Here is a 26,356-nt window from a genome sequence, read left to right as displayed (position 1 = left end):
GGCGGGCCGTTGCCGTCAGAAGGAAAGATTCGTCGTTCCCGACATCAGCTCCTTCAGCGCGTTCTGAATCGTCGCCGACGAAATCGCGAAGCCGATTCCTTGAGCTTCCGCATTGACCGCCGTGTTCATCCCGATGACCTCGCCCTGGGCGTTCAGAAGCGGACCGCCGGAATTGCCGGGATTGATCGCGGCGTCGGTCTGGAGCAGATGCTCGTACGGATGCTCCGTCCCGTCGTCTTCCTGTATCGTGATCGGACGTTCCTTGGCGCTCAGAATGCCGATGGTCATGGTGTGATCCAGCCCGTACGGATTGCCGATCGCGATGACCTCATCCCCGACCTTCGTCTGGTCGGAATCGCCGAGCGTCAGCGCCGGAAAATCCTTGCCGTCCGGGCTCTCCACCTTCAGCACCGCCAGATCCAGCTGTTCGTCCGCGTTGACCACTTTCGCCGTAAGCTTCCCGTCGTAGCCGGGAACGGTCACCTTCAGCTCCGTCGCGTCCGCGATCACGTGCTGGTTCGTCAAAATATAGCCGCTCTTATCGATGAAAAATCCGGTTCCCGTGCCCACCAGCTCGGGCTCGCTGCTCTGCTGCTGCTGTTGCAGCTGCTGACGGCCCATCCATCCGCCGCGCCCGCCGAAGAGGTTGGCGCCGTACTGGTCGCTCGGGTTCCCGTAATTTTCGATCTCCACCACCGCCGGATTCGCTTGATCGAATACCGACGCGTTGTTCTCGCCGGAGGAGAGGGAGGCCGTGGTCAGGCCCAACGCGGCCGAATACGAATTGCCGCCCGACTCGATGGCGGACGACGCACCGCCCGTGAACAGGTTCATCCGATCCGACATAAAGGACAATCCGCCGACGACCAGGGCGCCGACCAGGAAGGAAGCGAGCATCGTCTTGAGCGGCATCCCTCCCGGACGCTTGCCGCGGTTCCCGCGGTTCGGGCCGTCCGCCGCCCGGTCTGCGGAAGCCAATTCTTCCTCGTACGCCGAACGTACGTTCATCAGCTTGTTCGAAGAATCGTACCGATAGACCGTCATCGGCTCGTCGCGTTCATCGCGGTTATCGCGGTTATTCGTCTCGATAGGGTTTTTATCTTGATTATATTGTTCCATTCGGATCGCCTCCTGGGTCTCGCTTGCTATGACTCTATCATGAAGGCCGATCCTAAAAGAGAGATTAAAAGGAACTAAAGGGTTCATAAGAATTTGAACCGGCAATTTGCCGCCTCAAAAGGATTGACGAACCGAAATAAATCGGCTATTGTGGATACGCAAAGTCCTTTATTGGATTTTTTTGTTCAAATAATAGATATAAAGTGTCCATAAAGTATGTAATTGTGGAGGAGGAGACGTAAATGACCAACGATCCCAGGAAGCGCCCGCTGCCGCAATCGCGTGCAGCCTTCACCGTTTTGGCCCTCGTGCAGGCGACCCTGATTTTTACGATCGCCCTGATTATCGTGCCGTTGCCCAAGATCGCCCATGAGTTCTCGCTAAACCCGGCGGATCTGCTGCTTTTGCAGGTCGCCTATGGACTGCCCTTCAGCGGTCTGCTGTTGTTTGGCGGACGGCTCACGGACCGCCACAACGGACGGCGGATGTTGGAGATAGGGCTGATCGTCTTCGGCGCGAGCTCCGTCATGGCCGCATTTGCCCCAGATTTCGAAATTCTTGTCGGCTCGCGCTTTTTGCAAGGCGTCGGAGCGGCGATTGCGGCGCCGGCCCTCATGGCGGTGCTGCGCACGCTCTTTCCCGACCCTGCTGATTTCGGGAGGGCCATGGCGGTCTGGGGAGGGGTGCCGTTTCTTGGCGCGATCTTAGGATTCATTTTGTCGGGGATCGTAACAAACTGGATTTCGTGGCGGTGGATGTTCGTCGTTCCGGTCCTGGTCACGGCCTTTGCCCTCGCGAAGTCGCGGTCGCTGCTGCCGGCAGGCGAAATCGGGAGTTTCGCCAACCGGCCAGGGCTCGATCCGCTCGGAGCGATACTCGTCACCTTGGGCATATCGCTGACCAGTTACGGTTTGATCGCAAGCGGAGACTACTCTTGGTCTTCTCCTGTGGTCTACGGACCGTTTCTTGTCGGCCTTGCGCTGCTGATCGTCTTCCTGGGCGCGGAACGCAAGGCGCGCAACCCGCTGCTTCCGCTCGGATTCATTCTGGACCCTCGCCGGATGATAGGGCTGGCCGGCATGTTCCTGGCCGCGGCCGCTTCCATGGCGATCGAATACGTGCTCACCCTCTACCTGCAGCAGATTCGCGGATGGTCGTCGCTGGCAACGGCTGTTTCGTTTATGCCTTTCTCGGTCACCATGATGGTCGCGAACCGGGTTTCAGCCCCTTTAATCGCCCGATTCGGTATCGCACGCGCCATGACCTCGGGAGGGCTTATCTCGGCCTTAGGATTGGGGTTGCTTGCCTGGGTCGGTCGAGACACGGCGTATGCCGCCATCCTATTGCCCGGTCAGATCATTCTCGCAGCGGGGATCTCGCTTGTCCTTTCCGGAGCGGCGGTCCAGTCGACGGCGAACGTAGAGCAGCATCAGGCAGGGCTTGCCGGCGGCGTGATGAACACCGCCATGGAGTTGGGGCCGACCGTGGGGCTTACGGTACTGATGGCGGTGGCGGCCGCCCAAGCCGATGCCGTGCAGGGCTATGCTTGGGCGTTCGGAACCGCGGGCGCCGTATTCGTGCTGCTTGCAGTCGCGGCAGGCTTGCTGCTGCCCCGAAAGTCTAACTGAGCTTCTCCCAAGCCCGCTAATTACGCTCTGCCGGTTCGCTCGTCTAAGCCGAACGGGATGTTCCATCACTCGCAGGCAGGTTATCCTATGCAAAAAGGGCGGGAAGCCCGGATTCCCGGTCGTCCCGCCCGCTCTATCTCTCGTCAAACGGCCGCCCCCGCCGGCTTGAAGAACTTGACGTTCTGCGCGGCGAGCGAATCGTGAAGCTTGGCGATCGGCACGTCCTTGCAGGCGCAGCCCTCGTCGATCGCGATGGCCGCCGCCGCTCCGGCCGCCTGACCCAGCGCGTAGCAGGTCGCCTGAACGCGCATGGACGACATCGCCACGTGGGTGGCGGAGATCGCCCGGCCCGCGACGAGCAGATTGCCGAGCGATTCCGGGATCATGCAGCGGTACGGAATGTCGTAGCCGTCCACCTTGCGCTCGTCCGTCGTTTTCTGGCCGTCCGGACTGTGGATGTCGATCTCGTAATTCGTCTGGGCGACGACGTCGGCGAACCGCCGCCCTTCCACGATATCCTGCTCCGTCAGGGTGTACAGTCCCTCGATCTGGTTCGTCTCGCGGACGCCGGTCTGCGGCGCGACGTGCGACAGAATGTAATTCTCGAACCCGTTGCGCTGCAAGTAATCGACGACCCCGAACACCTGCCGCAGCGCTTCCGTCTCGACCCGGTTCACCTCTTCGACCTTGGCCCCGTTGCCTTTGACGCGGGTCATGTTGACGAGCAGCGTTCCGTCGTCGTTCTGCTCCCAATACAACCGCCTGCCTTGGGGAAGATCCGCTACCGTCTCATAAACGGGGCAGCCTTCGGGAAGCGACCGGCGCACCGGCTTGCCCGTATTCTGCATCATGAACATCAGCGTCATCGGCTGGGTCAAGCCGTCTTCCGGCCGGCCGGACGCGTAAGGAACGCCGGCGTCGATGGCGACACGCGCGTCTCCCGTACAGTCGATAAACTGCTTGGCCTCGAAGGTGAGCAGCCCTTCGCGCGTCGATACCGCCACCGCCTTCATCTGCCCGTCTGCCGCGATCGAGCCGACGAACTCGGCGTGGTAATATACCGCGACCCCTTCGCGGCGCATTTTCTCGTTGAGATAATGGCGCAGCACGAACGGGGAATACTGCGGAGCGATCGATTTGTCATGCTCGGAGGGCAAGCTGTCCGCGAGCACTTCGGCGATCAACTCCCGATAAAATCCCGTCACGTTGCCGATCGGCATAAAGACGCTTACATTGCCAAGCGTGCCCATTCCTCCGAGCTGCGCCGACTTCTCCAGCAGAATGACCTTTTTCCCGCTGCGCGCCGCGCTGACCGCCGCCGCCGTACCGGCCGGACCGCCTCCGATCACGACGACGTCCGCCGCCGCCTGAACCTTGATCTCCCTCTGAAAGCCATAGGTTGTCAATGTCCTCGACTCCTCTCCTGTTCTCGCACCCCCATTATAAAACCGCTTCTCCGTACCCATGAAGTTTCATTTTTGTTACACTTAGAGCATAAGTGGAGGTTGAGACAGGTGAAAAGAAGAAAAGAAGTGACGCTCCGCGACATCGCCGATGAGCTTCAATTGACGGTTCATACGGTATCCAAAGCGCTGCGGGGGCTGCCCGGCATGTCGGAGCGAACCCGCGCGGACATCTTCGAGACGGCGCGCCGGATGGGGTACCGGACCAAGGAGCAGGAGCTGAGCCTGTGGTACGAGCGGATTCCGAAGCTGACGACGGCGAGCCGGAGGTTCGTTTTTTTGCTGACCGAAAATACGCCGTTCTACCGCCTCCAGATGGACGGGCTTCAGGACCGGCTTCAGGAGCTCGGGCACTCGGTCTCGACGTCGTTTCTCTCTTCCCGCATTACCGGGCGCGGCGAGCTGGAGGATTGGATCGCGAATTCCGATTTGCTGTATGCGGACGGCGTGGTCATTCCGCCCGCGATCCCGGACGAGATCGAATCCCTGCTGCTGGACATCCCGCTCCCGAAGGTGTTGATCAATTATCCGCCGCCGCTCGCCCATGTGGACAGCGTGATCTGGGACGTCGAGCAGGCGATCCATCAATCGGTGCGGCACTTCGTCTCCATGGGCCATAAGCGAATTCTGTATATCGGGGATACGGACACGTTCCGGGGATTTCGCCTGCGGTGGTCGGCGTTCTGCGCCGCGATGCGGGGAGCCGGGCTGACGGTCGATCCGGAGGAGCATCTGACCTCCCCTGCCCAGTCCTCTTCCGAATGGGAGCGGCAGCTTACGGAGCGGCTGCTCGAATCCGACCGGACGGCCATCCTGTGCGCCGTCGACAGCTATTTAAACCCATTAATCTATTTCCTGCAGGCACGGGGGAAAAGCATCCCGAACGACTATTCTCTGATCGGACTGGAGAACATGGCTTCTCCGTTGTTCCCCCACATCTCGCGGCCTTCCCTGCTGGTTCGGGAAGCGGGCCGCAAAGCGGCCGAGCGCCTGCTCTGGCGAATCGCCAATCCCGACGAGCCGTTCGAGCATATCCGGCTGTCCGGCGGATTTCTCGAAGGGAATTCCGTCCGCCGGCTGGTTTAGGCAAGGGAAGTCGAACCTACCAACGGATTTGCCGAATCAGCGCCGTCCATTCGGACAGCTCTTCGGCCCCAATGGGCCAATCGCGAATCTCGTCCAGGATTCTCTCCAGGCTCGTGAAGCCCTTGGCCAAGCCGTTCAGCCGAGCCGCCAAAGTCGCGTTGGTCAGCTCCTCCTCGGTTGGGTACAGCGCGCCGAGCTTGGCGATCGCGTCCGGGTACCGTTTCAGATAATACTTCTGGTGCCGCGGCTCGGCCAAGTGGAAGGCCCGGAAAGGAGCGACCTCCGTTTCCAGCAGCATGCCCTTATCCGACTCGATGCGGCTCTTGATGCGTCGGATGGCTTGCTCTTGATTCGCATCCCGATACAGCAGCAGCGACTGGTACTGCCTGCCCTTGTAACCGTTGATGTTGACGGGGCTGTGATGGCCCCAGAACGTCTCCAACAAGCGGTCGTAAGAGATCCGTTCCGCATCGAAGTCGAGCTCGACCGTCTCCGAATGATCCCCCATCTCTCGGTAATCGGGCTGCGGAGCCGTGCCTCCGGCATACCCGACGCGCGTTCGGATGACGCCCGGCAGGGAGCCGAACAAGGCGTCCGGGCTCCAGAAGCAGCCCATCCCGAGCGTCAGCGTGTGCAGATTAAATTCTACCGATTGCTTATCCATTGGGACCTCCACCTTCGTTCGTTTCCTTTCAGCCAATACTAGCGTCATGATTCAACGCTTTCACCCTCTTCAAACCTAAATCAAATCATTGTCTTTGGAAAACAATAAAACACCGCGCGCAGAAAAAAAATTTTCTGCAGACGCGGTGTCTCCAGTCTGTTCGAATAGGTAACGTCTAGCTGATTACTGTACCTGCTCCATGACCAACTGGGCGCCAACCGCCGGCGCCAACGCCATGTTTAGAGGGACAGCAGAGTTGTTGCGAAGCGTAATGACGTCGCCTGCCGCCAAATTTAACAGCGCAATGCCGCTGACTTCGCCGGTCGCAGTCAATGCGGAGATTTGGGTACTTGAATCGACTGTTCCGTTTACGGCAACGGCAATTGCCGAACCGATGCCGGCTGTGAGGCTCACGGTATAACTCAACTTATAAATCCCGGCGGCCGGAACGGTAAAGGTCGTCGTTCCCGGCGTATGAGACGCAGATCCGAAAGTCGGTCCGATATTGGAGAAAGGAATGTCGGCCCCGCCGATAACCGTGGCGTCTGCAACCGTAGCCAGTTGATAACTATAAATACCGGTCAATAGGCCGCTCGTTCCGGGATCGCCCTTGTCGCCCTTATCGCCCTTCGGTCCCGTCAGGCCGGTCGCGCCTGTTGGTCCCGTTGCGCCTGTATCGCCTTTGTCCCCCTTCGGTCCTGCCGGGCCGGTCGCGCCTGTATCGCCCTTCGGTCCCGTCAGGCCGGTCGCGCCTGCTGGTCCCGTTGCGCCCGTGTCACCCGTATCGCCTTTGTCTCCCTTCGGGCCTTGAGGTCCCGCCGGGCCGGTCGCGCCTGCTGGTCCCGTTGCTCCTGTATCGCCCGTATCGCCTTTGTCTCCCTTCGGTCCTGCCGGGCCTGCCGGGCCGGTCGCGCCCGCAGGCCCCGTTGCGCCTGTATCGCCTTTGTCGCCTTTGTCGCCTTTGTCGCCTTTGTCTCCCTTATCGCCCTTATCGCCCTTGTCGCCTTTTTGATCTTGCTGCGTTGCGGAATTCCCGTGATCAGCCGTCTTAATTTGAACTGTCTGACTCTTCTGATCCCAGTCGACTTGGGCTCCAAATTGATTCGATAAGAAGCGCATCGGAATCATCACTCTGTTATTGACTACCTTGCTCGGTTGATCCAGCTTGACCTGTGTCACGGAGGTACCGTTCCTTACCGTCGCGCTCGAATCTCCCACTTTTAGCGTGATCGTCAAGTCGCCTTTAACCGCGGTGACCGTCTGCGTCTCGTTGTTCCATTCCAGTTCGGCCCCCAACGAATTGAGGGCTCCTCTCATCGGTACCAATACCGTGCTATTCACAATGACCGGATCTGCATCCAGGCTCAAGTCCTTACCGTCCACGGTCAGAGACAACGCTGAAGCTTCTCCGATCGGAATCGAGATTAAGGATCCAGCCAGCATTAGTGACATCATCGTTTTTTTCCAAGTTCTCATTGCCGCGATCACTTCTCCTATTAGAACCAAATAATCTACTATATATCTCTTCTCAGTAAACACTTTAGTTCCTTCTTTTAGAGGGATCGGAATTGACAGAAATTATAAGAGGTGATACTTTGGCGTAATACCCATTTTTATGGGTCACATCATAAGGGGTTGTTTGGCATGCTCTTGCCGATACACGAAAAATTCATCGAACAGGCAATAAAAAAGCTTAGTCAGGATCGACGAATACGGGGCATCCTTGCCGGCGGTTCCATGATGACGAATACCATGGACGAGTTTAGCGATTTAGATCTTATCATCGTATACGACCCGACCTGCCAGGCGCAAATCATGAATGAACGACTTCATATTGCGGAAGGGCTAGGCAGGCTGCTCTCCGGATTTACAGGCGAACACGTGGGCGAACCTCGGTTGGTCATCTGCTTATACGGGCCTGATCCGCTGCATGTCGACCTTAAATTCATGACATTGAAGGAACTGGAGATACGTATGGAGAACCCGCTTATTTTATGGGAGAAAGATCGGGAAATCAGCAACGTTCTGGCAGCAACCTCCCCCCTGCACCCAAGCACGGACGCTCAATGGATAGAAGACAGATTTTGGGTCTGGGTCCATTACGGCGCCACGAAGCTCGGAAGAGGAGAATGGTTTGAATTCATCGACCTTCTCACCTATATTCGAGGGACTGTATTGGGGCCTTTGATATTGGTGCGCAATGACCAGCTCCCTCGTGGAGTACGGAGATTGGAACAGCTCGCAACCGGAGAAATAGAAGAGCTGAAACAGACCGTTCCTTTGCACAATCTCGAGAGTTGCTACCGTTCATTAATAAATACCATTCACACCTATCGACGTTTACGTGAGCATTTCGATGTAATCGTGAAGGACGAAGCGGAACGCGTCTCCATTGCTTATCTCGAGAAGGTGTACGCTTCGTTCATCCATTGAAATGCAACGGAGCGTGTACGCGAGGAGATTAGAGTTTTTTCCCGCGGCGCCGAGCTTCTGCTTCAAGTTTTGAAAGCCAAAAACCCCAAGCGGGGCTTAGCTTCGAGGCTTTCTTAGGTACTTTGCGGGGCCAAGGAAGGAAGAATTCACGAGTGTGCTGGCCGTATCCGTATCGGGCAGCGGGCTGAACGTGTAATGGAGAGTCGGCCTGGCAAAGGCTACGTTAGCCGATTTTTTCGGCTATCGGCATCCGTTCGGCCTGCCAGGGGACTGCAACAGCCACTTGGGAAGCTTTTATACTTTCATATCAAAAAAGCCTGAATTCCAAACCGCCGGAATCAGGCTTTTTGAAATGCCGCTTACACGCTCGCTCGTGCCTGATAGGCCAGCAGCTTGCCGAACAGGCCGTTCCGGTCGCCGGAAAGCTGCGTGTATCCGCCGCGCTGCACGATCGTTCCGTTGTCCAATACGACGATCTGGTCCGCGTCCCGGATCGTGGACAGGCGATGGGCGATCACAACGATCGTCATGCTTCCCCTCAGCCGCTCCAGCGCTTCCTGAATGCTGGCCTCGTGCTCGCTGTCCAGCGCGCTGGTGGCTTCGTCCAGAATGAGAAGGGACGGCCTGCGCAGGATGGCTCTCGCCAATACGATCCGCTGGCGTTCTCCTCCGGACAAGCGAACCCCCCGGTCTCCCAGCACCGTATCGAGTCCTTGCGGGAGCTTCCGGACGAACGAATCCGCCGCGGCAAAACGCAGCGCCTCCCACATGCTGTCTTCGCTTGCGTCCGGCGCGGCGATGGATAAATTGTCTCTGACGCTCTCATGGAACAAAAAGGGGTCTTGCGAGACATAGCTGACAGACCGCCTTAGCGCATAGGAATCGCCCGCGTCAAGCGGCTTGCCGTCTACGAGCACCTGCCCGCTCTCCGGCTGGATGAGTCCGATCAGCATATCGATCAGGGTGCTCTTCCCCGCGCCCGACCGGCCGACGACGGCCGTCATCCGGTTGGCCGGAATTCGCAAATTCACATCTTGAAGAGCATAAGAAGCGACCGTGCGGTCATAACGGTAGAAGACGTCCCGGAATTCGAAGCCCTGTACGACGCGAATCGCGCCTTTGCTCTCCGGAAGCCCGGACGGCTCGGGTTCCTGGGCGGCCTCCACCTCCTGCTGCAGCTCCCATAGATTGCGGAAGGCGGGAATCGTCTGGGCGATCTGTTCCACACTGGACTGCATCGCCGAGAATTTCGGCCACAATCGCGAGAAAATAAGGACGATAAACAGAAGGGTCTCGGCCTGCACATGAATGACTTCGAAGGAGAAATAGACGAAGAATGCGATGAGAAAGCTCGCGGCGGCATTGTAACGGAACGTGGACGCCGATTGCAATCTCGTAAACTGGACGGTATTGCGTTCCAGCCGATCGCACAGCACGCGAAACCAGGAGAGATGCTGCTTTTCCATCCGATTGCTCTTGATATCTTTAATGCCGTTAAAATGATCGGTCATTCCGCCTACGTAACGCTGCATCAGCTCGGTCGTATCCTGTCCGAGCCTCCTGGCTTTTCTCACCTTCGAACGGGAGTAGACGGCGAGAATCAAGCCGCACAGCAGGACCGCAAGCGTGAGCGGTGCCGACAGCCACAGCGCAAAGCCGATCTGGATCAGCGTGAAGAGGATCGTCGTAACCAGTTGCAGAAGCGTGAAAATCCCGAAGCTGACCCGGGGCAGCTCGGTCGTGGCATGATGGATGAAATCGGACTTCCTTTTTTTCAGGAAAAACGCCCAATTCGATTGCAATAAGCCCTTATACATGTCCAGCCTCAGACGACGGATAAAGCCTTGCTCCAATTCGGAATTCACGTTGGCCAATTGACGCTGCAGCAGCCCCTGCCCCAAGAGCAGGATGAGAAAACCGGCGAGCACAACGGGCAATTTCAGGTCGGACGGCAAGCGCTGAAGCGGCTCGGCCAAGGAAGAAAGAAACGGAATGCCTCCCGAGGACGAATCCATAAGCCCGATCAGACTCAGCATGGGAGCCAGGAGAAAGATTCCGAACCCTTGCAGCAGGCTGACGACCATGGTCCCGATCAGATTCCGGTACAGTTGTTGCCCGGCATACGCGTGGAGCTTCTTGAGATAGACAAGCACGGGCGCGACTTCCAGCCGTTCTCCGCCTTTCACCCTTGCATGACCTTCTCTCCTTCAAGTACGGCATGCAGCACCCGGTCGACCAGCTCGTGCGCCGAGAATCCGGCGGACGGCCTTTGCAGGCGATACATATCGACGCTGCTCGCCATGCCGACAATGGTTGAGAAGTGCCACTGCTCCCCGCCCAAATGCGGAATCAGAAAGTCGCGATACGTATGCATCCGAAGGATCGCCAGGCGTTCAAGGCCCTGAAAGCGAGAGAGCTTCACTTCTCTCCCCCTCGTCTTGGTCAGCTCGAATAGGCCGGCCAGGGGAAGCGCCTTCGCGGCAAACCCGTTCGTAACGGGGATGGCATACTTGGAAAGGTACAGATGGCGGTTGCGCCCCGATTGCATCCCGAGCCGATCGATGCTTTCCTGCCAGAGCTTCTGCTGCGGGTAAGCGGGGATGACGACCGGGGGGTTGCCGTCCTTGCCGGGCGATACCGCGATCACATCGTCCGTGAGGAGCCGATAGCCGCGTTTCAGGAATGTGGCGGCCAGCGTCGATTTACCCGCTCCGGATTCTCCGACGAACGCGTAAGCCTGTCCGTTAATGACGACGGCGCTTCCGTGAAGAGGCAGCGTTCTGCGCTGCATAAGGATCGCGCCCATGCAAGTACCGAGCAGGTAGATCCGAATGCTCTTGGCCTCCGCCCCGGGGAAGGGAGACACGACGATCTGCTTCCCGGCGCGAATGCAGTAGATCGCGACTTCGGGCACATAGAACAGAAATTGTCCGGCCGCGAACGCATAATAATCGTTTTGAACCCCGCTGGCTCTCCAGGCTTCCGACAAGTCTCCGATCATAATGTCGATGTCCGCCTCCTCGGCCTGCTGCGCGCTCTTCCGCGGCAGTTCCGGCAAAAGGAGCTCGCTTCGTATGCTCAGTCCGAAAGCGGTGTATAAGGTCGGTGCGATCGCGTCTGTCATCTTCCTTACACCTCCATGAATATGAAAAAGAAGGGCCCTATCCATAGAATAAGGCTGAGGACCCTTCCGTATTGCATAACCTATTGACTAGGAATCTTGCGGAGCATGAGGGCCGCCGTTGTTCGATCCTTTGCCGTTGCGGTCCGGGTACAGGCCGTTCGGTCCCCCGAACGTTTGGTTGACGTCAAGAACTTCCAGAGTCGGTTGGTTCCACTCTTTTTTCATCCGTTCTCACCTCCTTTCAAGCGGGAGCGTTAGGAGCACTGCCGGATAAACCGGTAAACGATCAAGCTTTGCATCAGTAATCTTGCATGCCGGTCAAAGGCTCGCTCGGGCTTGGGCGGATTGCCGATCGCCGCAAGCGACATTCGGATTTGCTCCACGTTCAAATATTGGGAAGCCCCGGGGTCGCGGCATAACCGGCGCAGTTCTTCCGCCATCGCGTTCCACGAGGGGCTTACGCGATGGATCCAGTCCGCGCCCTGCACGCCCCGAACGCGTTGATTCAATCGGACGGAGTCGGGCAAATAACGTTCGGTCGCCCTTCGAACGAGCGCGCGGTCCATGCCGTTCTGAACATACTGCTCGTCAGGCACGGATAAGCAGAATCGAACGACTCTCGGATCGGCGGTAGGATCCCTCTCTCTGACGGCATACCTTAGCGACAATTTGGTCGATGACGTCCCCTGGTGGTTCAAGATCGACAAGTTGTCGAACTGGTACGTTCTGGCCTCGAACTCGTTCATCCAGGTGTCGCTCAATCCGACGTCGTGACCCTTCAGCTTCTCGAATACGCCGGTGCGTCCGGCCAATTCCGGGTGAATCAGCTGCGGAATATCCGGAAGCGGCTTCGACGACCACGACGGAAAGGCAAAGGCCGATTTGCCGATGTAGGGAAGCAGCCGCGATCTCCCGATCCGCATCTGTCTGCCGTACAGCTTGAGTTCGCGGTAAAGGCGCACGAAGCGCAGCTTCCGCAACAGCCTGGCATAATAGTCCAACGCCGGCCCCCACGAGATGGAGTAATTCCCGTTGCCTCCGTTCAGCAAAATGCCGACGCCTTGCTTGCTGGCTTGCTCGAGAATGCCTCTTAACCAGTAAGAATTTTCAAAAAATTTATAGGGCGTCTCCATCCATTCGAGCAGATCGTCGATTTCTTCAAAAGAGTTCCGATCCGCGAAATCCATGTAGCGGTGCTCGATATTGCCTACATGGTCGACAATGGCCTGGATGTAAGGGCTCTCATCCGCCAACATGCCGCCGGGCGTCCAGTCCGTGAAGTCCGAACGAGGAATGTAGCTGTAGGTATGCAGCTTCTTGCCTTCCTCGCGCAGCGGGCCTGCCGCGAATCCGGCGACCGCTCCCGAATCGAGCCCGCCGCTCAAGCTCGCGCCGACATTCCGGCGTGTCCGAAGCTTCGAGACGACGGCTTCCCGGAACACCTCGCGAAACGCTTCTTCGTACTCGCCGTTCGATTTGAGCTTCAGCTTCGGCACATCGGCCGCCAACGTTCCGTAGCGCTCGACCTTCAAGCTTCCGTTCTCGAAAGTAAAGGAATGGGCCGGCGGAATTTGGCCGATCGGGCGGTATACCGTAGAGCGAACGTCGATCGTATCCAGAATGATCGGAATCGCGAGAAACTCGGCCAACCAATCCTCGTTCAGCTCTTTCCGGACGCCGGGCAGCGCAAACAGCGGATTCATCACCGTGCAGAAGGCAAACTGCCCCGGCCGCCGAACATAATACAGCGTGCGGCTCCCCGCCAGGTCGCGGGCTCCGAACAAGCGGCGCCGCCGCTCGTCCCAAATCGCGAAAGCGAAGTCGCCGATCAAATACTTCGGAGCGTCCTCTCCCCATTCGAGGTATGCCTCCGAGATTAACTCGCTGTCCGTCATTCTCTTCCGACGGGAGTGCTCGACCTGCAGCCGGCGAAACAGTTCCTCCCGATTGTCGATGATCGCGTCCGCGGCAATGACCAGCCCGGTCCGCTCGTCGCGGCGGGGCTGCCGCTCGTGCACCGATTCGGGGGTGAACCATTGCGCGAGGCAGCCCAGGAACGCAGACCGGCGATGCCAGGTTTGCACATGATCCGCAGGATATTTCTCCAACGATCTCATCATGTTTTCGATGATTTCAATCGATACGGGCTCGTTATCGTCAATGAATCCGGCTATGGCACTCATATCTTAATTATAACAAAATCGGTCATGATTCAAATTACGCATGAGGAGTAGTTGATAATAGTCGGAAGTAGTATACGCGAGGCATCATTCGGGTTTCCGCTGTTGCATTCGTTCCAGTTCTTTAAATATATGGGCAATCGCGCCGTCGAACCAAATCTTCCCGGGCGGAAACCGCTTGCGGGCAGCCTGTGCGAACCAGGCGATACCGGGCCTTGAATCGGCCTCTGCCAATCAAGGACCCGGTACCCTTCGGTTGTCGCAAGAACATTGTCGGCTTTAAGAGATTCAGCGTGGCTATCGAATCTGAAGAAATCCCGTCATTCGACCATCAGGGCGTCCAGGGTCTTCGCCGCTTCTTCCGGTCCGGTCACGGCCCGGAGATAGGCGTGCGGTCCGGCGGAATCGGCGTGCCATTCGCTTCTCCCCGTCTCCCCGTCAACGTCGATTCGGCCGTGCACGGTCTCCCAGAACGAAGACCCGCCGCGGGCCGCGAACAATACCGCGGTCAAATCCCAGCTGCTCCGGGTCTGGCCTTCTCCGGCAAACCGGGCATAGCATTGGCGGACCGGGTGGCCGGACGGCAGGTCGTCGTACAGCCGCTTGCCGGTCAGAATGTCGAGGCCGATCTCGAAGCCCGTGAAGGTGATGCCGGTCGGCCAACGATCCGTCACGAATCGGGCCGAAGCCGGATGCATCGCGAAGTTCCACTCTTCGCCCTCCGGGAATCGTCCCCCCATGACGACGAGATGCTTGACTTTGCGGGCTACCAGTTCCGCCCCGGACAGCGGCGATATTTCGTCGGGCGCCGATTGCAGCAGCTGCTGGAGGTTCAGCAAGGGACCGATCGCTACGACGACGGCTCCGAAGTTCTCGCCTTCCGCCAGAAGCTTACGGTACAGCCGGACCGCGTCCGGAGCCGGCTCGTTCCGATATCGATTGGGGAAGGTCTCCGCAATCACTTTGTTGTACTTCGCGTAGAGATTGTCGTCGTCAAGAAAACCTTTATCCCGAAGCGTGCCCACCGGAATGTCGCCACGGCCGTAAAAGCGATTGAGCGCATCCAGGCATCCCGCGCCCCACTTGCCGGACGTGCAGTGCATCATCCCCGCGATCCGGACTTCCCCTCGTTTTTCCAAGGCGTGCAGAACGGCTACGGCGCCCGCGTCGTCGCAGTCCGGGCCGATATCGGTATCCAGGATGATCCTCGCCGGTGTTGACGGTATGTATCGCCCATATTCATTCGTGCCCATGCTGCGAATCACCCCCGCCCCGCCGTAGCCGTAGCCTCATCCGCTGCGAACAGCTGGAACACGCTTGCCGGCCAAGTATGGAACTTGTCGCGATAGGCCTCTCCGGTGATCGGATCGTAATTCTCCGCCAGGCCGCTATGCGCGCATAAGCGCAGAAACCGCCGTCCGATCTCCCGGGCGAGCTCCCCTTCCCCCGCGTCCGCCAGCCCGGAAGCGGCGATATAGGTGACCGGCGCCCAGATCGGCCCGCGCCAATACCCATCCGTCTCGTAATATTCGCTCGCCGGCTGTTCGGTCGCCAACCCCCAATCGGTGAGGAAAGGCCCCTTCGGTCCGAGCATATGCGCCATTCGTTTCACGATCGGCTGCGGCAGCTTGGCGCCGAGGATGACCGGCATCCAATGCAGCAAGCTGGCCGTCCTCACGATTTCTCCCGTCCCGACCCTTCTGAAAACGAACATGTCGCCATCCCAAAAGCGCTCCAGCATGCGTGACAGATGCTCTTCCGAACGATTGCGCCAATTCGCCGCCTCATCCGCCCGGCCGAGCCGGTCCGCCGCTTCGGCCAGCGCATCCATTTGGATGATGAGGAAGGCGGACAAGTCCGGCGCCTCCAACGCGCCGGGTACGGCGAACACAGTGGCATTGTCCCAACCGCTGTCGTTGCCGTGATTGTACTGCGGGAAGCCGCTGCCGCCGTAATCCCGGTAACGGAACCACCAGTTCGTCCACGAGCTCAGCTTCGGATACAGCTCGGCAAGCCGGTCTAACCGATCCGTCTTGCGCAGCATGTGCCGCAGCGCCCAGCCGTGAACGGGCGGCTTCACGAAGTTCCAGACGATCTCGCGATTTTTGACGACATCCGGGATCGCACCGTATTCGTCCTGATGGTCGAACGGCGCGAGCAGCTGATCCCACGCCATATCCGGCTGCCAGCCGGCCAGCCCCATGGCGTTGAACGCATGGTCCCAGCTCCACACTCCGTTGAAGCCGGACGAGATGAGCAGGGTCTTCCGGCCCAGCAGTCCGTGCGGCGGAACGATCGGCGCATACAGCGCATAGGCCGATCTTGCGCGAGTCTCGGGGTAGCCTCCGTCCGGAGCCGGCGTCGCCTGCAGCCACCGTTCGAACGCCGACTCCGCCTCGGCTTTGCAGGCGGTAAAGCGATCCTCGTACGTGGAGGACATCTCCCAACTGGAATCAAAGGCTTCCATCGCGATCTCCGCGCTTCCGTCCGCCGACGGAGCGAAATCGAGCGCGATCGTCCGGCAAGTAACGCCGTCCCAAGGCGCATCGATCGCGTATTTGCCCTCGAGCACGGTAATCATATACTGCTTGGCGGACCGATAGGCGTTCACCTGGATGCGTCCTCCGCCGATCTCGAACGGATAGTCCGCTTGGTAACCCGCCTCTCTCGGCTCCGGACGGAACAAGCGGAAACCGACGCCTTCGGAACGGATGCGCGTCCTGCCCTCGCGATCAAACAGCAGCTCCACCGTTCCTTCCGCCGCGCGAAGCGTCGCGACCGCGGCCGTCGCCTCCGGCTCCGCAGCCAGCACGTCGCCCCGCTCGCCGAGCGGAAGCACGCGGAAAATTTCCCGCGGCCGCGCATCGCTCTGCAGCGTGCTCAAGTAGATGCCGAGTTCCCCGCCGGGCTCGCGGCGGCCAACGATCTCCAGCCATGTATTCGGACGGCTCAGCACCATCGTCGTCAAGTCGATTTTCATACTCGATTCATCCTCCTGTCGATTCGCCCGGACGGCAAAACCGGCAAACCCCGGTCAAAACCGGGGCCCGCCGGCTTCCGGCCGATGATCCGGCCGTTTCCTTTAAATTGTTTTCACGCCTGATAGCCGATCTGTATCTCGGTGGCCGAAGCCCGGCTCGACGCATCCGATTCGTTCTGTCCGGCGGTAAGCGCGACGAGCTTCACGTAGCGCGCGGTCACGGGACTGAAATTGGACTCGTACCATACGCCCGGCACATTGGGCCACTCGCCCTCGTCGACTTTGGTATAGGTCGCATTATCGGTGCTGACCCACACCTCGTACTGCTCGATGCGCGCGGTCCATTCGTAGGCGCTGAGGAAGTACTTCAGTTGCTTGACGTTGTTGTAGGTTTGCCCCAGGTCGATGGTGATCGATTGCGGCAGCCCCTGCGTCGTGCCGGAAGCCCACTTCGTGTACGGATTGCCGTCCAATACGTTGGCCGGCCCTTCGTTATAGCCTCCGCCCGTCTCGCTGGACGCCCATGCCGTGCTGTTCTCCCCCGGAACGTAGGTGATGTCGCCTCCGTCGTCACCGCCGCCTCCATTGCCGTTGCCGCCCTCATAAACCCGGACCCAGTCGACATACATGTTGTTCTCGTTGCCGTAACGAAGAAAATCGTCATCGTACGTATACGTGCCGTCCGAATTGAAATGAATGACGTGATCCGAGACGGCGCCGTTGATCAGGAAGTAGTTGCCCAGCTCATAGCTGAGCTGCAGCGTCGGATGAGAAGCGACCTCGACGTTGTCCAAGTAGTAATACGTCGTGTCCTCCGTGATGTACATGCCGAAGATGTGGAAGCCCATCGCCAGATTGATGTTGCCGAAGGTCGGCGTGTCGATCTGCGGCCAAGTCCCGCCCCCGAGAGCTGCCGACGGGTTGGGGGCGTTCGTGCCGCTCCACGGATGCCAGGCGATGGAATATTGATACGGCCACGCCATGTAGCCCTCGAGAGCGTCCAGCTCGTCGACCGCATAATTACCGTTCCCCAGCGGATTGTCGGCGTAATTGTTGGCGGTCAAGGTCCAGAACGCCGGCCACATGCCCGGTGTCGGAGGCGCGAAGATTCGGGCTTCGAAATACTGGTCCGTCCCGCCTTGCGTATGGAAGCCCGAGCCGTCCATCGCCTCCGAGGAGATCAGTCCGGTGGTCGCCTTTTGGTTCCAGCCGGCTCTCGGGCTTGTGTAACTGTCGCCGCGATACGTTGTCGTGATTTTCAGATATTCGTTATCGGCGATGCTGAACGGGTCGTACGCTCCCCCGCGATCCTCGAACGCGGCATAGCCGAACTGGCCGCCCGCCCGCGTATCCGGCTTCACCGATGCGTATGTCGTTCCTTCGCCGCTGAAGGAGATCGACGGCATCGTGTTGAAGTCGTCCGAGAAGGTCAGGTTCATTCCAGAGGTAACGGGATTGACCGGCGCATTCGCCAGCCCGGTTTTCCATGCCACGCCGCCGGTGTTGTACAGCTGCAGATAGGCATCGTCCAGATCGGCGCCGTTCTGCCACACCCGGATCCGCAGCGTGATCGGACCTGCGGGAAAGTCGTCGGCCGGGAACGTGACGGACCCGCGGCCGTCCGCGTCCAGCGTAAGGATGCCGCCGACGGCTACGCGGGTGCCGTTGGTGTTCACGCTGCCGTCTGCCGGCTGCTGCTGAACGTACAGAGCCGCGGTGGTGCCGCCCGGACAGATGAACTCGATCTCCGTATCGCCGTTAATATTCGAGCGATATGCCGGAGTGATGACCGTGGTCTTGCCCTCCACGACGCCGTCGGTCGCCCATGCGCTTGCGGGAAAAAGAGCTGCCAGCATCAATGCGATCAACAAGCCGCACAACGTGCTGTTCGCCTTTCTTCCAAACCTCTTCACGCCATTGATCTCTCCTTTCGTTTTTCGCCCTCGCTTCCGGGCACCTCCCATCGTAACTCCCGCTGCTCGTCGCTTACATAAGGCAATCATCCGGTCTTACCGGGTATTCATCAGGAGTTTCTGCCGCGCTGATTGTACTCCTTCGCGAACGGCCCTACCTGGTTCCAAGTCGAACCGTACGGCGTATCGCCTCCCCGATACGGCAACGTCACGACCCCGATATTGCAGCGGACGACGCCTTTGTTCGTGCCGCTGACCGTCAGCCCCGTGTCGTCGAACAGCGTATCGGCCATCTGGTACGAATCGCTGGCGCGGTAGGAGAAGACGATGCCCCTGCGCGGCTTGCCCGACAGATTCGCCGCCGATCCGTGAAGCGTCAACGCGTGGTGGATGCTGATGCCGCCGCACTTCGGCGTTACGTAAACGACATCCTCCGGATGAGCCGGGTTCTGCCAATAGCGGCTCTCCTGGCATTCCCCGGTGAAGTACCCGTTCTTCGCATGGTCGAGAAGGCCGAGCTTATGGCTGCCCTTAACCATCTGCATGCAGCCGTTCTCCGGCGTCGCGTCGTCCAGCATGACCATGACGGAGAGCAAGTCCGAATTGGTATGCGGATAGAACGCGAAGTCCTGGTGCCAGGGAAATACGCCGACGCCCTTCGCGGGCGGCTTCGTGGCCAGCTTCGAGTGCTCCAGCTCGATATTCTCCCCGAGCAGCGGCTTGATCTTCTCCACGATGGCCGGATGCAGGGCCAGCCGGAGGAACGACGGGTGCAGCGCCGTAATGCCGAGCGAATGCACCGTCTTCGTCTCGTAATCCTTCTGCGAGCGCAGCTGCACAATGTTCGGATGCTCGCAAGCCTGCCTCAGCTCCTCGACCTCCTGTTCGCCGATGACGTCGTCGAAGACGAGGAAGCCTTCCTCCTCATACCGCCGCACTTCATTTTCCGTCAAACCCAGATTCGTTCGAATGGACATGGCCGTCACTCCTAGCTTGAAATGGTTGCTTTCTGCCTCTAATCATAAGAGCGACAAAAAAACGAAGATATAATAAACTAGGGGAAAAAGTATCAGAAAACGGGGAAAGCGGGGACGATCGGTTGAGCGGGAAAATGGATTTTTTCTATTACCGGTCCCACGAAAGCGGCAGTTACGTGGACTTCCACCGGCACAGCTGCTATGAGCTCGTCTACTATGTAACGGGCACCGGCACGATGCAATTGGACGGGCGCCGGCTGTCGTACCGGCCGGGAACGCTGACGCTGACCCGCCCTCTTTACCCCCATGACGAACGACACGACGAATATACCGAAGTGATCTTCTTCGGCTTCGTCTACGACGATCATCCCGTCGCTCTTCCGAACGGCTTGTACCGGGATTCGGCGAACGGGGAAATTCTCGGCCTGATGTACAAAATCAAGCAAGAGCTGCTGGAACGGCAGCTCTATCACGAGAATCGCGTCAACTTGATGATGAACGAGATCATCCTGCTGCTGGGCAGGTCGGCCCACGCCGGCTCTCCGGTCAGACAGCCGGAGAAGCTTCTCTACGCCCGCCGCTACATGGACGAGAACTTCGTCCAGCCTCTCCATATTCGCACGCTCGCGGAAATATCCGGCTACAGCGAGGATCACTTCCGCCATCTGTTCAAGGAACAGACCGGCCTCTCTCCCGCGCAATACGTCATTCGGAAAAGACTCGAAGCCGCGAAGGAGAAGCTGCTGTCCACCTCGGCTTCCATTAGCGAGATCGGCCAGGACAGCGGCTTCTCGACGACTTCGCAATTTATCGAGCTGTTCAAGCGCGAATGGGGCGCGACTCCGCTGCAGTTCAGACGCCAGGCGGGCGGCGGTCCGCCCTGAAGCCATGCGCTCCGCAGGCCGATTAAGCCCGGGCAGGGCGCAAGGCATCGCGCAGTGCTCTTACCGCGTGCTCCAGCGCTTTTCTTCCTTGATCGTACCCGCCCGTTTGAAGAAGGAAACCGTGAACCATGCCGTCGTAACGCTTCGATTCCACCGGCACTCCGGCGTCTCTCAGCCTCTTCGCATAGTCCTCCCCTTCGTCGCGGAGGGGATCGAATTCGGCGGTGAGCACGAGGGCCGGCGGCAGACCGCTCAGATCGGCAGCCAGCAAGGGCGAAGCATACGGGTTCAGCCCATCCTGTTCATTCTCCAGATAGTGGCCCCAAAACCACCGCATCGCGTCCGCCGTCAGACCGTATCCTTCCGCATTCTCCCGGTAAGAATCGGTCTCGAACGAGTGTCGGGCAACCGGGTTGACCAACAACTGAAACTTGATAAAGGAGCGGCCTTTATCCCGAGCCATAAGGGACACGACCGCGGCCAGATTGCCGCCCGCGCTGTCTCCGCCGACCGCTACCCGCTCCGGATCGGCTCCAAGCGCGCCGGCGTTCCGGGCGACCCACTCCGCCGCCGCATAGGCGTCTTCGGCGGCCGCGGGGAATTTATGCTCCGGCGCCAAACGGTAGTCCACGGAGACCACGATGCTGCCCGTGCCGTTGGCCAATTGCCGGCAGAGAACGTCCGCCGCATCCAGGTCCCCGACGACCCATCCGCCTCCATGGTAATAGACAATGACCGGCAGCGGCGCTTCGCTTCGAGGCGAATAAATTCGAACCGGTATCGAACCCGCCGGTCCCGGTATGTTCCGATTCTCAACCCGCCATACTTCTTCCGGCGGTGCCGCCATCGGACTGAGATTGACTTTTCTGGCATCCTCCACGGATAACGCCTGAAGAGGCGGAACGTCCAGCTGCTTCATTTTTTCCAACACCACTTGAACTTGGGGATCGAGCGGCATGCGAATTCCTCCCTGCAGTCTTCTGTTTGTCATTCGGTTCTTCTTGAGATGTAGTATACTGACTGCAGGGGCGAATGCGTAAGTACGCACTTTCTCGTGACATAGTACCCCGTACGTAACTGCAAAAATAAGATGGAATGGGATTGGACGTGATCGAATGAGCGGTTGTCCCGTTGAGGCAACATTGTCCGTGGTCGGCGGCAAATGGAAAGTCATTATTCTTTGGCGTCTCGTTGGCGGCACCAAACGGTTTAACGAACTCCAGCGATCGATCTCCGCCATCACCCGCAAGATGTTGACGGAACAACTGAGAGAGCTGGAGAAAGACGGATTGATCGTCCGAACGGTTTATTCGGAAGTTCCTCCCAAAGTCGAATATTCGCTGAGCGACTACGGCAGGACGTTCCTCCCGGTCATGCAGGCGATGGCCCAATGGGGACTGGTCCACCAGGAACGGGAGGCCTGATAGCTAGCTGGCTCCAGGCGCCATTCTCGGGCTGCTTCGCTCCCTGCGCGGTCCTCATCAGGCGGGAATTCGTCCATCTTGAACGAAAACCCCGACCTCATGCGGTCGGGGTTTATATGGAAGTTTCAACCTGATTCTAGTGTACGACTGGATGTTCACTCCTTCAGCCCATCCAATCCCCAGCGCGGTGTCGGCCCCGGTACTCCGAGATCTTGTCCAACCGGTTCAGCCGAGACGTCGCGTGCGATTCGGGTGCCCCAATCGAAATAGTCCATCACCGCACGGCGCAATTGTTCGTTCTCCGGCAGTTCCTGAGCGACGGCGACAGCCATCAGTTCCATCCATCGGGTACGCTGCTCTTCTGTGATCGATAACCCAAGGTGGGACCTTAGCAGTGCCTGGTGTCCTCCGAGTTCAGCGGTGTACCGTGCAGGGCCTCCGAAGACCTCCGAAAGCCAGATCGAAATATGTTCGATATGGGCAGCGGTGAAGGCGGCGAAGACCGGCGCGAGCAAGGGATCTGCCAAGACGGCTTCGTAGAACGTATTGCTTAGGCGCCGTAGTCCATCGATTCCTCCGACAGACTCGTAGATTGTTTTGGCGTGCTCCGTCATGTGATCCTCGATTTCATTATTACCTTGCATCGATTCCGCACCTCCCAAAAAAGAACAAATGTAAGCAACACCTCATTATTCACCTTGCTAAAATATTATAGGGCGGTACCCCCACAGACAATACGGCACATTTTTGTTCGTAAAAACGTTATCATCGCCGTAGGCTGCGATCATCCTATTCCTTTACGGAACCCAGCATAATGCCGGATACGAAATACCTCTGCAGGAACGGATAAACGACCAGCATGGGCACCATGGCGATAAACACCTTGGCCGCGTTCAGCGTCCGGTTGGACAGCTCCGACAGCTTCTTGTATTGATCGGGCGTCAGGGAGGTGCCGGTCGGAATATTCACCACCAGCTGCTGGATGTAGGTCTGAAGCGGATATTTATCGGAGGTGTTCATCAGCACCAGACCGTTGAAGAACTCGTTCCAATGATACACGCTGATGAACAGCGCCACGGCCGCGAGCACGGGAATGGAGCAGGGAATGTAGATCCGGAACAAGATGGACCACGGATCGGCGCCATCCACGACGGCCGCTTCCTGGAGCTCCTTCGGCAGGTTGCGGAAGAAATTCATGATCAGGATGACGTTAAAGATCGGAACCCCGCCGCCCAGCACCAGCGCCCAAATGCTGTTGATCAGGTGATACTGCTGGATCGTGAGATACCAGGGAATGAGGCCTCCGTTGAAAAGCATGCAGAAGACGAGAATCCACATGAACGTATTGCGCAGTTTAAATTCCCTCCTGGGTCTGGCCAGCGGATAAGCCATCAGGACGGAGATCAGCATGGAGAATACGGTCCCGAGCACGGTACGCTCAATCGAGATCCAGAAGGCGTTAAAGAATAAGCCGTCGCCGATGATCTGCTTATACGGGGCAAGCGAGAAGCCGATCGGATAGATCGTCACCAGGCCGGCGTTCGCGGCCGATTTCTCGGAGATGGACACGCAGAAGGTGTACCAGATCGGGTACAGGCAGCTGACCATCAGCAGACCGAGGAGGGCGATATTGACAACGTCGAAAGCCCGCGAGCCGAAAGTCCGATTTCTGACCAAATCGCGTCCCTCCCCTAGAACACCGTGTAGTCGGCATACCGATAAGCCAGCCGATAGGAGATAAAGATCAGCACGAAGCTAATGACCGACTTGAACAACCCCGCGGCCGTTGCCAGCGAATATTGCAGATTCTGCAGGCCGAGCCGATAAACCCACGTATCCAGAATATCGCCCGTCGAGTAGACAAGCGGATTGTACAGGTTATAGATCTGATCGAATCCCGCATTCAGGACATTCCCGAGACTCAGAACGCCCAGCAGCACGACCGTTGTCGACAACGCCGGAAGCGTAACGTTCCGGATGATCTGCCAACGGTTGGCTCCGTCGATCGCGGCGGCTTCGTATAAGTTCTGGTTGACACCCGTCAGAGCCGCGAGATAAATGATGGCATTGTAGCCGAACTCCTTCCACACGTCGGTGCCGATGACCAATTGCCGGAAGATGCTCGCATCGGCCATAAACAGGTGAGGCTGACCCCCGAACGACTTGACGACCGTGTTCGCTACGCCGTAATAGCCGAAGATTCCGATGACGATCGTCGCCATAATGACCCAGGACAAAAAGTGCGGCAGATAAACGGCCGTTTGAACCAGCTTCTTGTAGCGCAGGTGGGTCAGCTCGTTCAGCAGGATCGCGAAGACCAGCGGAATCGCCAGGTTGAACACGATCTTGCCGATGGCGATGACCGTCGTGTTGATCAATACCGGCACGCTGTCGTTGAGCTGGAACATATATTTGAAGTTGCCCAGCCCGACCCATTCGGAATGGAACAGGCCCTGGCCCGGGTTATAATTTTCGAAGGCCATCACGATGCCGAACATCGGCACGATGCTGAACAGAACAAGCCAGACCATGCCCGGAAGCAGCATCAAATAATAATGCTTCAGAATGCCCATCCGCTTCATCCGGCCGATCCTCCCCTTTCCGATGCGTGATAGGAAAGCTTGCAAAAGGCCTGGGAACCGCGGCGCCTTTTGCAAGCTTTGACCGGTTACTCTTTCAGAAGCCCCGCTACTTCGGCCGTGATCTCATCCCCGCCCTGAGCCTTCCAATCCTTCACGAATTGATCGAAGGAATCGATCGGCGCCTGGCCCAGGATGATTTTCAGAACGGTCTCGTCCTCCAGCTTCTTCAGGTTCGCCCACTTGGTCTCCATCGTCGGAGTCTGGTTGTAGGTGACGCTGTACACTTTCTTGTCGATCGGGACGGTCGTATACGGGCGGTCGCCGATCATGATCGAATAGAGGCGCTGGAAGTCGCCGAAGTTGGACGTGTCGAAATTGCCGACGTTCAGGTTGTCGTACGGAGGCTTAATGACCTTCTGCACCTTCGTCGCGTCCGAATACATTAGCTTATACAGGCTGTTCGGCTTATTGTAGTCTTCGGGCTTCGTCTGCCCGTTCAGGATCTTCAGGAGCTCGGTGTACTCGTATTCCGTCTCGTTGGCCGCCGCCATGACGTTGCGCAGCGGATACCAGGCCACGGCGACGGATAAATCGAAGGTGGACTCGTCGCGGACCAGGGCGTTGTTCATGATGAGAATGGCTTTCACGACGTCCGGCTTGGCGTTCTTGCTGATCAGGGTATAGGTGCTTCCCGTGGTCTTCATATGAACGTTCCACTTGCCGTCGTCGGAATAGACGGGGTACGCCTGCCAGTTGGCCGTCGGATCGTTCTTGAAGGAGTCTCCGTTGCCGTACCCGCCGTTCCACCACGGGCCGAAGAAGATGCCCGCCTGATTGGCGTTGATCGGATCGCCGACATTGTCCCGGGTGCCGACCTCCGGATCGATGAGCCCTTTCTTGTACCAATCGGCCAGCAGAGCCAGCGTCTTCTTCGTATTGTCCGTAAGGGTGCCGTAAGTGACCGTGCCGTCTCCATTATCGAGCCAATAACCGGGATAGGCGTCCATGGCGCCGAAGATCGGATCGAAGCCGCCCATATTGTTGGACGACACGAGGAAGGTCGCGTACGGGAACGTATTCTTGGACGGGCCGGCGATCCCGATCGTATTGGGCCCTCCCAGCTTGTTGTCGATGAAGGCCTTGGCCGTCTTCTCGATGTCGGCCGTCGTCTTGGGGATCGGCAGGCTCAGTTTGTCGAGCCAGTCCTTCCGGATCCACATGACGTGGACGCCGTCGGTATCGACCGTAATGTTCGGGAGCGAGACCATCTTGCCTTTGTAGCTGGCGTTCTCCATCGCGCGTCCCTGCGTGCTGTCCATAATGTCTTTGACCTGGGTGGACTCATACTGCTTGAACAGATCGGTGATATCGTAGAGCAGTCCGGAACTGGCCGCTTTGGTCATGAAGGACCGGTCGTCGACGACCAAGCCGTCCGGAAGCTTGCCCGAGGCGATAGACAGACTGACCTTCTGTTTGAAGTCGTTGCCCGTTGCGGCCGTCCAGTCCACGATGACGTTGATGTTGTACTTGTCCTTCAGGTAGCGCGTGTACTGATTGTTGCCCGCGCTGTCGCCTTTGGGCAGCGTGGTGTCCGTCGGGTCCACGGGCATGCCGATATGCACGTCGACCGGCTTCGGGAACTTGTAGAAAGCCAACTCGTCTCCCGAAAGGTTCGAGGTGTCCGACGATGAAGACGCTTGCGAATCGTCGTTCGGCTTGCCGCCGGAGCAGGCCGTCAGGCTTAGGGCAAGCAATACCGCCAGCGTTACGCCGGCTATGCTTTTCCTCAACGCAATCCCTCCCCTTGTTTATTCGCTCCCATTGTATAGTGGATGCGCTTCCAAAAAGGCATAAGGATGATGCGCGTTTATCGATCATTTCAGCCGTGGGCAGACATTT

Annotated in this window: 22 protein-coding genes; 5 read left to right on the top strand and 17 right to left on the bottom strand. The window is 58.4% G+C overall.

The genetic code is table 11. The annotated features are described in order from the left end of the window. Nucleotides 1-15 precede the first annotated feature (15 nt). A complete protein-coding gene (locus tag H7C18_RS06975; RefSeq protein WP_185128307.1) occupies nt 16-1,119 on the bottom strand; it encodes a S1C family serine protease in 1,104 nt (367 codons plus the stop codon). 242 nt (nt 1,120-1,361) lie between these two features. Here H7C18_RS06975 and H7C18_RS06970 point away from each other — a divergent pair, with 242 nt between their 5' ends. After that, nucleotides 1,362-2,747 carry an MFS transporter gene (locus tag H7C18_RS06970; protein WP_185128306.1) on the top strand — a complete coding sequence of 462 codons (1,386 nt, stop codon included), beginning with the start codon at nt 1,362-1,364 and terminating at the stop codon, nt 2,745-2,747. Between the two features lie 143 nt (nt 2,748-2,890). Here the strand turns inward: H7C18_RS06970 and H7C18_RS06965 are convergent, their stop codons facing one another. After that, entirely contained in the window at nt 2,891-4,153 is a 1,263-nt protein-coding gene (locus tag H7C18_RS06965) for an FAD-dependent oxidoreductase (protein ID WP_238357525.1), read from the bottom strand. A 108-nt stretch (nt 4,154-4,261) separates the two neighbouring features. Between H7C18_RS06965 and H7C18_RS06960 the strand changes: the two genes are divergently transcribed. Beyond that, nucleotides 4,262-5,296 carry a substrate-binding domain-containing protein gene (locus H7C18_RS06960; RefSeq protein WP_185128304.1) on the top strand — a complete coding sequence of 345 codons (1,035 nt, stop codon included), beginning with the start codon at nt 4,262-4,264 and terminating at the stop codon, nt 5,294-5,296. Between the two features lie 16 nt (nt 5,297-5,312). Here H7C18_RS06960 and H7C18_RS06955 read toward each other — a convergent pair whose 3' ends face one another. Continuing rightward, the gene (locus tag H7C18_RS06955; RefSeq protein ID WP_185128303.1) at nt 5,313-5,960 is read right to left on the bottom strand and encodes a peptide-methionine (S)-S-oxide reductase MsrA; all 648 of its coding nucleotides are present in this window, start codon (nt 5,958-5,960) and stop codon (nt 5,313-5,315) included. A 183-nt stretch (nt 5,961-6,143) separates the two neighbouring features. After that, nucleotides 6,144-7,436: a stalk domain-containing protein gene (locus H7C18_RS35495; protein ID WP_202886961.1), complete on the bottom strand. Its 1,293-nt coding sequence runs from the start codon at nt 7,434-7,436 to the stop codon at nt 6,144-6,146. Nucleotides 7,437-7,604: 168 nt separating this feature from the next. Between H7C18_RS35495 and H7C18_RS06945 the strand changes: the two genes are divergently transcribed. After that, on the top strand, nt 7,605-8,393 hold the full coding sequence (locus tag H7C18_RS06945) for a nucleotidyltransferase domain-containing protein (protein ID WP_185128302.1): 789 nt from the start codon (nt 7,605-7,607) through the stop codon (nt 8,391-8,393). Between the two features lie 359 nt (nt 8,394-8,752). Here H7C18_RS06945 and H7C18_RS06940 read toward each other — a convergent pair whose 3' ends face one another. The 8 genes from H7C18_RS06940 to H7C18_RS06905 form a co-directional block, all read right to left on the bottom strand. Beyond that, nucleotides 8,753-10,579 (bottom strand): ABC transporter ATP-binding protein, encoded by a 1,827-nt coding sequence (locus tag H7C18_RS06940; protein WP_337913057.1) that lies wholly within the window; start codon nt 10,577-10,579, stop codon nt 8,753-8,755. After that, nucleotides 10,576-11,517, bottom strand: coding sequence for an aldolase (locus H7C18_RS06935; protein WP_185128301.1), 942 nt, complete (start codon nt 11,515-11,517; stop codon nt 10,576-10,578). The genes H7C18_RS06940 and H7C18_RS06935 overlap by 4 nt, the downstream gene beginning before the upstream one ends. Nucleotides 11,518-11,604: 87 nt before the next feature. Continuing rightward, nucleotides 11,605-11,742 carry a paeninodin family lasso peptide gene (locus tag H7C18_RS06930; protein WP_185128300.1) on the bottom strand — a complete coding sequence of 46 codons (138 nt, stop codon included), beginning with the start codon at nt 11,740-11,742 and terminating at the stop codon, nt 11,605-11,607. A gap of 29 nt (nt 11,743-11,771) precedes the next feature. Continuing rightward, nucleotides 11,772-13,700 carry an asparagine synthase-related protein gene (locus H7C18_RS06925; protein WP_185128299.1) on the bottom strand — a complete coding sequence of 643 codons (1,929 nt, stop codon included), beginning with the start codon at nt 13,698-13,700 and terminating at the stop codon, nt 11,772-11,774. A gap of 317 nt (nt 13,701-14,017) precedes the next feature. After that, nucleotides 14,018-14,950 (bottom strand): nucleoside hydrolase, encoded by a 933-nt coding sequence (locus H7C18_RS06920; protein ID WP_238357524.1) that lies wholly within the window; start codon nt 14,948-14,950, stop codon nt 14,018-14,020. Between the two features lie 8 nt (nt 14,951-14,958). After that, nucleotides 14,959-16,677: an amylo-alpha-1,6-glucosidase gene (locus tag H7C18_RS06915; RefSeq protein ID WP_185128297.1), complete on the bottom strand. Its 1,719-nt coding sequence runs from the start codon at nt 16,675-16,677 to the stop codon at nt 14,959-14,961. Between the two features lie 113 nt (nt 16,678-16,790). Beyond that, nucleotides 16,791-18,590 carry a discoidin domain-containing protein gene (locus H7C18_RS35705; RefSeq protein WP_185128296.1) on the bottom strand — a complete coding sequence of 600 codons (1,800 nt, stop codon included), beginning with the start codon at nt 18,588-18,590 and terminating at the stop codon, nt 16,791-16,793. A 110-nt stretch (nt 18,591-18,700) separates the two neighbouring features. Further along, nucleotides 18,701-19,567 (bottom strand): phytanoyl-CoA dioxygenase family protein, encoded by an 867-nt coding sequence (locus tag H7C18_RS06905; RefSeq protein WP_185128295.1) that lies wholly within the window; start codon nt 19,565-19,567, stop codon nt 18,701-18,703. A 122-nt stretch (nt 19,568-19,689) separates the two neighbouring features. On the opposite strand from H7C18_RS06905, the gene H7C18_RS06900 reads away from it, so the two are divergent. After that, nucleotides 19,690-20,451, top strand: coding sequence for an AraC family transcriptional regulator (locus tag H7C18_RS06900; RefSeq protein ID WP_185128294.1), 762 nt, complete (start codon nt 19,690-19,692; stop codon nt 20,449-20,451). Nucleotides 20,452-20,473: 22 nt separating this feature from the next. Here the strand turns inward: H7C18_RS06900 and H7C18_RS06895 are convergent, their stop codons facing one another. Next, a complete protein-coding gene (locus H7C18_RS06895; protein ID WP_238357523.1) occupies nt 20,474-21,442 on the bottom strand; it encodes an alpha/beta hydrolase in 969 nt (322 codons plus the stop codon). Nucleotides 21,443-21,566: 124 nt separating this feature from the next. On the opposite strand from H7C18_RS06895, the gene H7C18_RS06890 reads away from it, so the two are divergent. Beyond that, entirely contained in the window at nt 21,567-21,875 is a 309-nt protein-coding gene (locus H7C18_RS06890) for a winged helix-turn-helix transcriptional regulator (protein ID WP_185128293.1), read from the top strand. A 155-nt stretch (nt 21,876-22,030) separates the two neighbouring features. Here the strand turns inward: H7C18_RS06890 and H7C18_RS06885 are convergent, their stop codons facing one another. From H7C18_RS06885 to H7C18_RS06870, 4 genes are all read right to left on the bottom strand, one after another. After that, nucleotides 22,031-22,519 (bottom strand): group II truncated hemoglobin, encoded by a 489-nt coding sequence (locus H7C18_RS06885; protein WP_202886960.1) that lies wholly within the window; start codon nt 22,517-22,519, stop codon nt 22,031-22,033. A gap of 145 nt (nt 22,520-22,664) precedes the next feature. After that, nucleotides 22,665-23,552, bottom strand: coding sequence for a carbohydrate ABC transporter permease (locus H7C18_RS06880; RefSeq protein ID WP_185128292.1), 888 nt, complete (start codon nt 23,550-23,552; stop codon nt 22,665-22,667). 14 nt (nt 23,553-23,566) lie between these two features. Further along, nucleotides 23,567-24,457: an ABC transporter permease gene (locus tag H7C18_RS06875; RefSeq protein WP_185128291.1), complete on the bottom strand. Its 891-nt coding sequence runs from the start codon at nt 24,455-24,457 to the stop codon at nt 23,567-23,569. A gap of 86 nt (nt 24,458-24,543) precedes the next feature. Further along, nucleotides 24,544-26,247 carry an extracellular solute-binding protein gene (locus H7C18_RS06870; RefSeq protein ID WP_185128290.1) on the bottom strand — a complete coding sequence of 568 codons (1,704 nt, stop codon included), beginning with the start codon at nt 26,245-26,247 and terminating at the stop codon, nt 24,544-24,546. Between the last annotated feature and the right edge of the window lie 109 nt (nt 26,248-26,356).

It is taken from the genome of Cohnella zeiphila (genome assembly GCF_014212055.1).
GTDB classification, from domain to species: Bacteria; Bacillota; Bacilli; order Paenibacillales; family Paenibacillaceae; genus Cohnella; species Cohnella zeiphila.
The sequence above is the reverse complement of the archived record's forward strand: the minus strand, read 5'-3'. Positions and strand labels throughout refer to the sequence as shown.

Bases quoted from the DNA above. Each gene is read 5' to 3' on its own strand.
- H7C18_RS06915 (WP_185128297.1), bottom strand. From the start codon at position 16,677: ATGAAAATCGACTTGACGACGATGGTGCTGAGCCGTCCGAATACATGG.
- H7C18_RS06935 (WP_185128301.1), bottom strand. From the start codon at position 11,517: ATGACAGACGCGATCGCACCGACCTTATACACCGCTTTCGGACTGAGC.
- H7C18_RS06905 (WP_185128295.1), bottom strand. From the start codon at position 19,567: ATGTCCATTCGAACGAATCTGGGTTTGACGGAAAATGAAGTGCGGCGG.
- H7C18_RS06970 (WP_185128306.1), top strand. From the start codon at position 1,362: ATGACCAACGATCCCAGGAAGCGCCCGCTGCCGCAATCGCGTGCAGCC.
- H7C18_RS06955 (WP_185128303.1), bottom strand. From the start codon at position 5,960: ATGGATAAGCAATCGGTAGAATTTAATCTGCACACGCTGACGCTCGGG.
- H7C18_RS06925 (WP_185128299.1), bottom strand. From the start codon at position 13,700: ATGAGTGCCATAGCCGGATTCATTGACGATAACGAGCCCGTATCGATT.
- H7C18_RS06895 (WP_238357523.1), bottom strand. From the start codon at position 21,442: ATGACAAACAGAAGACTGCAGGGAGGAATTCGCATGCCGCTCGATCCC.
- H7C18_RS06890 (WP_185128293.1), top strand. From the start codon at position 21,567: ATGAGCGGTTGTCCCGTTGAGGCAACATTGTCCGTGGTCGGCGGCAAA.
- H7C18_RS35495 (WP_202886961.1), bottom strand. From the start codon at position 7,436: ATGAGAACTTGGAAAAAAACGATGATGTCACTAATGCTGGCTGGATCC.
- H7C18_RS06875 (WP_185128291.1), bottom strand. From the start codon at position 24,457: ATGAAGCGGATGGGCATTCTGAAGCATTATTATTTGATGCTGCTTCCG.
- H7C18_RS06945 (WP_185128302.1), top strand. From the start codon at position 7,605: ATGCTCTTGCCGATACACGAAAAATTCATCGAACAGGCAATAAAAAAG.
- H7C18_RS06975 (WP_185128307.1), bottom strand. From the start codon at position 1,119: ATGGAACAATATAATCAAGATAAAAACCCTATCGAGACGAATAACCGC.
- H7C18_RS06920 (WP_238357524.1), bottom strand. From the start codon at position 14,950: ATGGGCACGAATGAATATGGGCGATACATACCGTCAACACCGGCGAGG.
- H7C18_RS06885 (WP_202886960.1), bottom strand. From the start codon at position 22,519: ATGCAAGGTAATAATGAAATCGAGGATCACATGACGGAGCACGCCAAA.
- H7C18_RS06930 (WP_185128300.1), bottom strand. From the start codon at position 11,742: ATGAAAAAAGAGTGGAACCAACCGACTCTGGAAGTTCTTGACGTCAAC.